5 protein-coding genes are annotated in these 10,744 nt (G+C 37.7%); 2 read left to right on the forward strand and 3 right to left on the reverse strand.

What is annotated here, in order from left to right; all coding sequences use genetic code 11:
* Nucleotides 1-7: 7 nt before the first annotated feature.
* The 3 genes from ICG50_RS12660 to aroB form a co-directional block, all read right to left on the reverse strand.
* Entirely contained in the window at nucleotides 8-982 is a 975-nt protein-coding gene (locus ICG50_RS12660) for a deoxyhypusine synthase family protein (protein WP_187661269.1), read from the reverse strand.
* Between the two features lie 124 nt (nucleotides 983-1,106).
* Complete coding sequence (locus ICG50_RS12665) at nucleotides 1,107-2,507, reverse strand: arginine decarboxylase (protein WP_187661270.1); 1,401 nt, start codon at nucleotides 2,505-2,507, stop codon at nucleotides 1,107-1,109.
* A gap of 292 nt (nucleotides 2,508-2,799) precedes the next feature.
* Entirely contained in the window at nucleotides 2,800-3,867 is a 1,068-nt protein-coding gene (gene aroB, locus ICG50_RS12670; RefSeq protein WP_187661271.1) for a 3-dehydroquinate synthase, read from the reverse strand.
* Nucleotides 3,868-3,955: 88 nt separating this feature from the next.
* Here aroB and ICG50_RS12675 point away from each other — a divergent pair, with 88 nt between their 5' ends.
* Complete coding sequence (locus ICG50_RS12675; RefSeq protein ID WP_187661272.1) at nucleotides 3,956-5,128, forward strand: proline dehydrogenase family protein; 1,173 nt, start codon at nucleotides 3,956-3,958, stop codon at nucleotides 5,126-5,128.
* Between the two features lie 110 nt (nucleotides 5,129-5,238).
* The coding region (locus tag ICG50_RS12680) for a beta strand repeat-containing protein (protein WP_187661273.1) at nucleotides 5,239-10,744 on the forward strand (5,506 nt) is incomplete at its 3' end.

Below are 10,744 nucleotides of genomic sequence, written 5' to 3' on the forward strand. Positions count from 1 at the left end.
AAATCTTTTATAAATCTAGTAAGTAAGCAAAAATTAACGGTGCCACAATGGTAGCATCCGATTCAATGATAAATTTAGGGGTATGAATGTCAAGTTTTCCCCAAGTGATTTTCTCATTTGGGACAGCGCCTGAATAGGAGCCATAACTTGTAGTGGAATCTGAAATTTGGCAAAAATAACTCCAAAACGGAACGTCATGCATTTCCATATCTTGGTATAACATGGGTACGACACAAATTGGAAAATCTCCGGCAATTCCACCACCAATTTGGAAGAAACCAACGCCTCTTCCTGAGGAATTCTTCGGATACCAATCAGCCAACCACATCATGTATTCGATGCCGCTTTTCATGGTAGTTGGTTTGAATGTGCCTTTGATACAATAGGAAGCAAAAATATTTCCCATGGTACTGTCTTCCCAACCCGGAACTACTATCGGCAAGTTTTTCTCTGCCGCAGCAACCATCCAAGAATCTTTTGGGTCAATTTCGTAGTATTGTTTTAATACACCGGAATTAATCATCTGGTACATAAATTCATGCGGAAAATAACGTTCTCCTTTTGAATCGGCATTGTTCCAAATATCGTATAAATGAGATTGTAATCTTCTGAAAGCTTCTTCTTCGGGTATACAAGTATCGGTTACTCTATTGTAGTGGTTTTCTAACAAATCCCATTCTTCTTGTGGCGATAAATCGCGGTAATTGGGTACTCTTTTATAAGAATTGTGAGCCACCAAATTCATGATGTCTTCTTCCAAATTAGCGCCGGTACAAGAAATGATATGCACTTTGTCTTGACGGATCATTTCGGCTAACGATTTGCCTAATTCGGCCGTACTCATAGCACCGGCCAATGTAATCATCATTTTACCATTGTCAAGTAAGTGTTCTTCATAACCTTTTGCTGCGTCAACTAAGGCCGCTGCGTTGAAGTGAAGGTAGTTTTTTTCTATAAACTGACTGATTGGTCCTTTGCTCATTGTTGTATGTTGTTTGCTTGTAGTTTACTCGTCAAAGAAAAACTTTTTTTTGTTGACGGCAAACACTTTTTTAAAAAATTATTATAAATATAAAACTGCTTTTTGTAATCTGATATTCAGAAACTTATCTTTTTTCGTAGCCTAATATTTTCAATACATCATCGGAATTTTGTTGCTCAGAGAATACTTCGGTAGCTAAAATGCCGTTTTCATCTCGATCAATCAAAATATGTTTCGGTTGCGGAATCAAACAGTGGTGCAATCCGCCAAAGCCACCAATCGTTTCCTGATAAGCACCGGTGTTGAAGAATCCAATGTATAGAGGTTTTTCTTTGTTGTATTTTGGCAAATAAACAGCGTTCATATTTTGCTCAGAGTTGTAATAATCATCGCTGTCGCAAGTCATTCCGCCTAAAAGTACGCGTTCATAAGTATCATTCCAACGGTTAATCGCCATCATTACGAATCGCTTGTTAATTGCCCATGTATCGGGTAAAGTAGTAATGAAAGACGAGTCAATCATATTCCATTTTTCTCTGTCGTTTTGTTGTTTTTGGTACAACACTTGGTAAATTGCGCCACCACTTTCGCCTACGGTAAATGAACCGAACTCAGTAAAAATATGCGGAACATCCACTTCAGCTTCTTCACAAGAAATTTTGATTTGATTTACGATTTCGTCAATCATATACTGATAATCGTATTCAAATGCTAAAGAGTTTTTGATAGGAAAACCACCGCCGATATTCAAACTGTCTAACGTTGGACATTCTTTTTTCAACGCCACATACACTTTCATACATTTCAGCAATTCGTTCCAATAGTAAGCTGTGTCGCGAATACCGGTATTGATAAAGAAGTGAAGCATTTTCAGTTCTACCTTTTTATTTTCTTCGATTTGTTTTCTGTAAAAAGGTACGATGTTTTTGTAACCAATACCTAAACGTGAAGTATAGAACTCAAATTTTGGTTCTTCTTCCGCCGCAATTCTGATTCCGATTTTGAATTTACCATCAATGGCTTCTTGCAATAAGTCCAATTCTTCAAAGTTGTCGATAATTGGAATGGTTTTGTTGTGACCATTGTTAATCAAACGCGCTATGTTTTCAATGTATTGTTCTCTTTTAAAACCATTACAAATCACATAAGTGTTTTTGTTGATTTTGCCTTGGGCCATTAAATTTTCTACAATATTAATATCAAAAGCCGATGATGTTTCGATATGGATATTGTTTTTGAAGGCTTCATTCATCACAAAACTAAAGTGAGAACTTTTGGTACAATAGCAGTAGTAATACTTGGCTTCGTATTTATTTTTCTCCATTGCTTTTCTGAACCAACCTTTAGCTTTGTTGATGTTGTTAGAAATTTGCGGTAAGTAAGTGAACTTTAATGGCGTTCCGTATTGTTCTACCAATTTCATCAAATCGATGTTGTGAAATTGAAGCGTGTCTTTGTTTAGGGTAAATTCTTCTTGTGGAAAGTAGAAAGTTTGATTAATTAAGTCGAAATATTTAGTGTTCATTATAGCGTGTAGAATTTCAGATTAAATTATTTTTTTACGGTAAAATAATCCGGATTCAAACCCTAATATTGGCATAAATAATCGGTAATTTTTCTTGGAATAAAAAGGTAATGGGTGAACACAAGTCAGTTAGGTCACTTTTTTGTCTCAAAAAAGGAGCGGTAAAAGCGGAGAAATGATGGGTAATTTCTTGGCTATAAATACAGTAGTTAGTAGTGTTCACACTTTTTTTCATTAGGGCAAATGTAAAAAATAATACATTCGAAATACAACTATTGGCATTAAAAAAAAATTACTTTTTATAATCGGCGAAAGATTTTATAATCAATTCATTATCAACTTCTTGATTGATTTTAATTTTACCAATACCATCAAGTAGCGCAAATTGTATTTTGCCATATTCATTTTTCTTGTCGTGAATCAATAAATCGAATATCGGCGGCAAGTCATTTTCTTCAAAAAGGATGGTTTCAAAAATAGCATTAATGGTTTTCTTGATTTCGTTGTATTCTTCTTGTGTAAGCAATCCTTTTTGCCAAGAAATGTAGCTTTCTAAAACCATTCCGGCGGCAATGGCTTCTCCATGTAACAAGGTTTTTTTGGTTTCATTTTCCAAAAAATAACTTTCAATCGCATGGCCTAAAGTGTGTCCGAAATTCAACGCTTTTCGAATGCCGTTTTCCGTAGGGTCTTGCATTACGATTTCGTTTTTGATTTCGATTGAACGATGAATCAACGAATCAAAATCGGCAAAATCAGTTTGACTTAAGTCTTTAAATTGTGCCCAATAGTTTGCATCAAATATCAATCCGTGTTTGAGCATTTCAGCTAAGCCGGAACGCATTTCGTTTTGAGGTAAAGTGGATAAGTATTCAGTATCTATTAAAACAGTTTTCGGAACATTAATGACTCCGATTTGGTTTTTTAAGTTCCCTAAATCCACACCGTTTTTTCCACCAATTGAAGCATCAACCATGGCCAAAAGTGTGGTTGGAATATTGATAAAATCGATGCCTCTTTTAAAAGTTGAAGCTACAAATCCGCCAATGTCAGTAATCACACCGCCACCAATGTTGAGCATTAAAGTTTTTCTGTCGGCACCTAATTCGGTTAAAACACTCCAAATTTCAACACAAGTGCTGATGTTTTTTTCGGTTTCACCCGATTCTATTTCGATAATTTCAATGGTTTTATCAGTGGCTAAAAAGGATAAAAACCTTAGTAAACACAATTCATTGGTATGACTATCTACTAATATAAATAGGGAAGAATAGTTGTTTGTTGCAATAAAATCATTGAGGGTTTCGTATTCCTTTTCACCGAATAAAACAGAATAACCGTTGGCTTGAATGGTTTGCATTTTTTGTCAAATTGTGCCCCAAAAATAAGGTAAAAATTGATATATTATCGCTTAAGACTATTTATATTTGTGGCATTAATACAATACAATGGAAAAAATTTTCAACAATACCAAAGTGGCTTTCGCACTTAAAACAGACACTGAATTAGACAGAGCGTATTTTTTATTTAAAATGATTGATAATGAGCCTCTAGTTCGAATAGGAACAGCGGTAACCAACTTTGCTTTGAAGGCACATTTGCCGGTAGAAGGTTTAATCAGAGCCACTGTTTTTGATCATTTTTGTGGCGGAACAACTGAAGATGATTGTTTATCGGTGGTAGATAAAATGTACACCAAAGGTGTTTCATCGGTATTGGATTATTCTGTAGAAGGAAAAGAAGAAGAAGAGCAGTTCGATGCGGCTTTAGAGATGACTTTGAAAACCATAGAATTTGCCAAAGAAAAATTAGCCATACCCTTTGCCGTATTTAAACCAACCGGTTTTGGTAGATTTTATTTATATGAAAAAATTGGGGAAAAGCAATCCTTGACTGTTGAAGAACAAAAGGAATGGAATAGAGTAGTCGAACGTTTTGACATAGTATGTAAAGCAGCCTATGAAAAAGATGTTGCACTATTGATTGATGGAGAAGAGAGTTGGATGCAGGATGCTGCAGATGCTATAGTTACCGATATGATGCGCAAGTACAATAAAGAAAAAGCCATCGTTTTCAATACACTTCAATTGTACCGACATGATCGATTGGATTATTTGAAAAGTTTACATCAAATAGCTAAAACAGAAGGATTTTATATCGGAATGAAATTAGTACGTGGAGCTTATATGGAAAAAGAAAACAAACGAGCAGAAGAAAAAGGGTATCCTACACCAATTTGCGCAAGTAAGGAGGCAACCGATATCAATTATGATACAACTGTAGTTTACATGATGGATAATTTAGATAGAATGTCAATATTTGCAGGCACTCACAACGAATTGAGCTCTTATAAATTAATTGAATTGATGGAAGCGAAGGGAGTTTTGAAAAACGACTCTAGAATTTGGTTTGGACAACTTTATGGCATGAGTGATAATATCAGTTATAACTTGGCCGAACATGGTTATAATGTGGCCAAATATCTGCCTTTTGGACCGGTAAGAGATGTTATGCCTTATTTAATCAGAAGGGCAGAAGAGAATACTTCGGTTGCCGGACAAACAAGTAGGGAACTTAACTTGTTAAAAACCGAAAGAGACCGAAGAAAAATAGAAAAATAAAAAAAAGACCTCATTTGTTTGAGGTTTTTTCATTAAAATATTAAAAATCAATATATTTGGTAGTTGTTTATTGCATTTGCCAAGCTAAATCTACTTTAAAGTTATCGTTTATGAAGATTATTACTAGTATTAAAAATATTTTTTTTGTTGCTCTGACGTTACTCACATTTCAAGGGTTTTCACAAAATTTACTGAATAATGGAAATTTTGAAACCGGTAGTGTAGTTGGATTTTTTAGCAATGGAGCCGGGTATGTTAGGATTTTCCCTCCATTTTCGGGCACTACAAATACCGGAAACTGGGCTTTAACTACGGATCCTTTTCCAATGAACACGGCTTCTTTTGTAACTTCTGGAGATCACACTTCCGGTTCAGGTTTCATGATGATTGTAGATGGAAACACCACCGGCGGATTGCAAAATTTTTGGGAAGCCGGTAATGGTGGTAGCGGTGTTTGTGGTTTAACCGCCGGGACAACATATACTTTTAGTTATTGGATTAGATCGGTTTACGGTCCCGTAGCAGGTTCGCCTACACCGGCAATTATTAATACACAAATTCTGAATGCTTCTTCAGTAACTTTAGTTTCAGGTAGTGCTACTGCACCGCCAACAGCTTCGGGTTGGCAACAAGTGGTTTACACCTTTGTAGCCAATGGTGCTTGTGCTAATATTAAATTATCTAACAGCAATACCAGTGCCGTTGGAAATGACTTTGCCATCGATGATATTTCGGTTACTGCACCGCCTTTGCCATTAGCACTTTCCTATTCAGTATCAAATGTTTCTTGTCCAAATGCTAATGACGGTTCGATTGTGATTTTTGGAATCAACGGTGTGCAACCTTATGCTTCTTATTCCGTTGTTGGCCCAGTTTCTCAAACCAATACTTCAGGTGTATTTACCGGTCTTCCCGGAGGAAGTTATACCATTTCTGTTACAGACAGCAATAGTCCGGCATCAACGGCAACTCAAACAAATATCATCATTACGCAACCGATTGGATTAACAGTTGGTGCTAGCCCAACTACCTTATGTTCCGGGAGTACAAGTAATCTTTCAGTAAGTGGAGGTACATCACCATATAATTGGACGGCTTCACCCCCCGATCCTAGTTTGACTACTCCAACTATTTCTAACCCATCGGTTAGTCCAACACAAACCACAACTTATACTGTAACTTCCACATCAACTTCTATTAGAGAATTGATTTTTAATGGTAATTTCTCTCAAGGAAATAACGGATTTGCAACAGCTTATCAATATCAAGCAGTTACTGTTCCGGCAGGAACTCAGAGAACTTACGGTATAGTTGCCAATTCTAATGCTTGGTTTGCAGGTTTTTCGTCTTGTACAGCTAATGGTGGTGTTGGAAATATGATGGTGATTGACGGATCCAATCTCAATGCCGGTAATGATAGTGTTTGGTGTCAAACAGTAGCTGTAGTTCCGGGACAGAATTATACGTTTAGTTATTGGATTCAAACGGTAGCTACCCCAAATCCAGCTAACATTGACGTTGTGATTAATGGCGTTTCTATTGGAACTGCATTTGCTCCTGCTACAGCTTGCGGTTGGGTTCAAAGAACCTACACATGGAACTCAGGCGCCAATACAACGGCCCAAATTTGTTTATATGATAGGGTTATTACGGCAACCGGAAATGATTTTGCCTTGGATGATATTTCATTTACAGGAGCGGTAACGTGTAATTTATCAGATTCTGTTACGGTAACAGTTAATTCGCCCGTTGCTCCTACGATTACTTGTGGTACTGCTACTTTAAGTTCGGTGACATTTAATTGGGGTGCAGTAACAGGAGCCACAGGTTATACAGTTTCTTACACTATTAATGCGGGAACTTCCGTTAATGTAGGAAATATTGCTGCAACTACCTACACTGTGAGTAGTTTAAATGCTAATGATTCTGTTCAGGTAACAGTTACACCAACCGGTACAGGATGTTTTATCGGTTCTGATTTATCTTGTGTAGCATCGACGCCTTGCGTTGTGCCAACAGTATCCGTAACCCAACAACCCACCTGTACAGTCAATACCGGGACGATTGTATTTACAAGTCCGTTAAATAGTGGTACACCATTGCCAATTCCCTCTGATTTATTTATTTCAGAAGTGACCGATGAAAGTACAGGAGCATTGTCTTATATCGAAATTTTTAATGGTACAGGAGCACCAAAAAATTTAGCCAATTATAAATTGAAGATTTATAACAATGGAAATGCATTTATTTCTCCAAATTGCGATATGCAACTTTCCGGAATATTGAATAATAATGCCGTTTATGTTGTAGCTGTAGGTACTGTTTCAAATCAGGGTGGAGTTGTACCAAATTTGGTTTTTAGTGCATGTGCCGGTTTTAATACGGATGATACTGTTCGTCTGGCTACTAATACAGATGTTGAGTTTGACCTTTGGGGAACAAATGGTGTTGTTTTTACGCCAGCGGGTCAAAATGGCTATACTTATCGTAGACTTGCTACTGCGCCACATCCAACTATGACATGGAATTCGTCAGATTGGACAGCAATTGATCCGCAAGATTACGCTAACATTGGGGCTTATTCTTATCAAGCAGCCAATTATGAATACAGTATAAACGGAATTGCCTACCAATCCAGCCCAACCTTTACTGGTTTAGCTCCAGGCACATATAATGTTACGGTAAGAGATTTAGTTAGTGGTTGTGTTTCTACACCTATTGCTTTAGTGGTAAATCCAGTTCCGGTTTCTACTGCTCCTGTAGTTGTTTCACCGGTAACTTATTGTCAAAACGCCACCGCAACTCCATTGACTGCTACACCTTCAGTTGGAGGTACTTTAAATTGGTATGGTACTAATGCAGTTGGAGGTACGCCTTCCTTAACTGCACCAACACCTTCAACTGCTGCACTAGGATCGACAACCTATTATGTCAGTCAAACAGTTGGCGGATGTGAAAGCCCTAGAGCTGCAATTGTAGTTTCTGTTGTTCCCTCTGGAGGAACTTTAAATTTAATTTGTGGAGCTGCTACCATACCGTTTGTTCAAACACAATTTGACTGGAATAATATTCCTGGATCAGGAATCTCAATGATGGGCTACATATACACAATTTACGGAAGTCCTCCGGTAAGTGGTGTGCTTAATACCGGTGCTCTCGGAACGAATTTGATAATTCCAAATCCGCAGAATCTACCAATAACAATGACGATTACTCCTGCAAACGGAACGGTATGTGTGCCACCAGCTACGCTCACTTGTAATTGTCCGACACCTCAAATTGCAGCAGTAACTAACCAAGTTTTTTGTGGAAACAACTCAATAAATCAACTTAATTTTACAACAACTGACTCCTACGACACTGTTAGCTGGACTAATAGCAACACTGCTATCGGTTTAGCCGCTAGTGGAACAGGTAGCGGTTTGTTTTTACCGGCCTTTACCTCTTCGAATGTAACAACAACTCAAGTGGCTACTATTACGGTTACTTTGACAAAAAACGGTTGTGTTGGACCACCTAGAACTTTCACCATCACTATTAATCCTCAACCCATTTTAGTGATTACTAATCCTGCAGCGGTTTGTGGTCCTGCGTCTATTAATTTAACCTTACCGGCAATTACAACAGGAAGTACAGGTGGCGGCACATTGACTTATTGGACTAATGCTGCAGCAACTACTCCATTAGCCACTCCAACAGCAGTAACTGCAAGTGGAACTTATTATATTAAAAGTACTGTTGGCACATGTTCAGATGTTGAACCGGTTACAGTTACTATTAATCCTTCACCCGTTTTGGTCATCACAAATCCGCCTGTTGCTTGTTTACCGGCTTCAGTTAATTTGACTTTACCGGCAGTAACTGCTGGAAGTACCGGAGGTGGTATTTTAAGCTATTGGACTGATGTGGCAGGTACGATTGCACTAGCAACTCCTAATGCTGTAACGACAAGTGGTACTTATTACATTAGAAGTACACTTGGTTCATGTTCCGATATTGAACCAGTAATTGTTACTGTAAATCCATCTCCCGTTTTAAGTATTACCAGTCCGGCTGCTGTTTGTGCTCCATCTACAGTTAATTTAACCTTACCGGCAGTTACTTCGGGTAGCACCGGAGGCGGAACTTTAAGTTATTGGACTAATGCTACTGCAACAAATCCATTAACTACTCCCAATGCGGTAGCAACTAGTGGTACATATTACATTCAAAGCACTTTAGGTACTTGTACAGATATTGAGGTCGTTACAGTAACTGTAAATCCCGCTCCAGTCTTAAATATTACAAATCCCACTCCAGTTTGTTCACCTGCTTCAGTTGACTTAACACTACCTGCTGTTACAGTAGGAAGTTCGGGTGGAGGCACTTTATCGTATTGGACCAATGCAGCAGGAACTATTGCATTAACAACACCAAATGCCATTACAACAAGTGGAACTTATTACATTAGAAGTACAGTTGGTACTTGTTCCGATATAGAATCTGTGGTGGTTACTATAAATCCTTCGCCGGTTTTAACTGTTTCTAACCCTTCACCGGTTTGTTCACCGGCTACTGTGAATTTAACCTTGCCTGTCATTACTGCAGGAAGTACCGGAGGTGGTATTTTGAGTTATTGGACCAATGCAGCTGGTACAATTCCTTTAACAACACCGAATGCAGTAACTGCAAGTGGAACTTACTACATCAGAAGTACTCTTGGTACTTGTTCCGATATAGAACCCGTAACTGTTATTATAAATCCTACCGTAACTCCAACTTTTACTATTACTCCTTCTGTTGTTTGTTCTGGTTCAGTTATTAATCCATTGCCAACAACATCCTTAAATGGAATATCCGGTACTTGGAGTCCTATTTTAAACAATACAGCCACTACTACTTATACATTTAATCCAACCCCTAGTATTGCTATTCCTTGTCCATTATCAACTACTTTTCAAATTCAAGTGGTACCTGAAATAGATCCGGTGGTTTCAATTGTGGAATCTTGTAATTCAAATTCGGTTACTGTTACGAGCCCAATCGGTGTTAATTATGAATATTCTTTAGATGGAGGAGCTTATCAAACCAATCCTATTTTTAATAATCTTACAGCCGGTATTCACTCTATCGTAGCTCATCAAATAGCCGCTAATTGTTTTTCTAATGCGACAAGTTTTACAGTTAATCCGGTAGTTAATGATGTTTTTGTAAACAATCCACAACCATTGAGATATTGTGATCCAAGTAATGATGGTTTTGTGTTTTTCAATTTATCTCAAGTTTTAAATTCTATCACCGGAGGCAATCCTTACAATGTTACTTTTCATGAAACTTTTGTTGATGCAAATATTGACGGTACTTCAATTCCGGATTTTCTTAATTATGAAAACATTAATCCATGGTTACAGACTGTTTATGTCAGAGTTGAATCCACTTTAACCAGTTGTTTTGAGGTCGTTCAATTACAATTAATCGTTGATCCAACTCCTGAAGCTACCGAGCCAGATGATTACGAGTTATGTGATTATACGGGACAAGTAGGCTATGAGGCTTTTGATTTAACTACGACAGTCCCACAGATATTAGGCAGTATCGACCTAGCATTAGTGAATGTCACTTTCCACCCAAGTTTTG

It is taken from the genome of Flavobacterium buctense, from assembly GCF_014486695.1.
In the GTDB taxonomy this organism is placed as follows: Bacteria; Bacteroidota; Bacteroidia; order Flavobacteriales; family Flavobacteriaceae; genus Flavobacterium; species Flavobacterium buctense.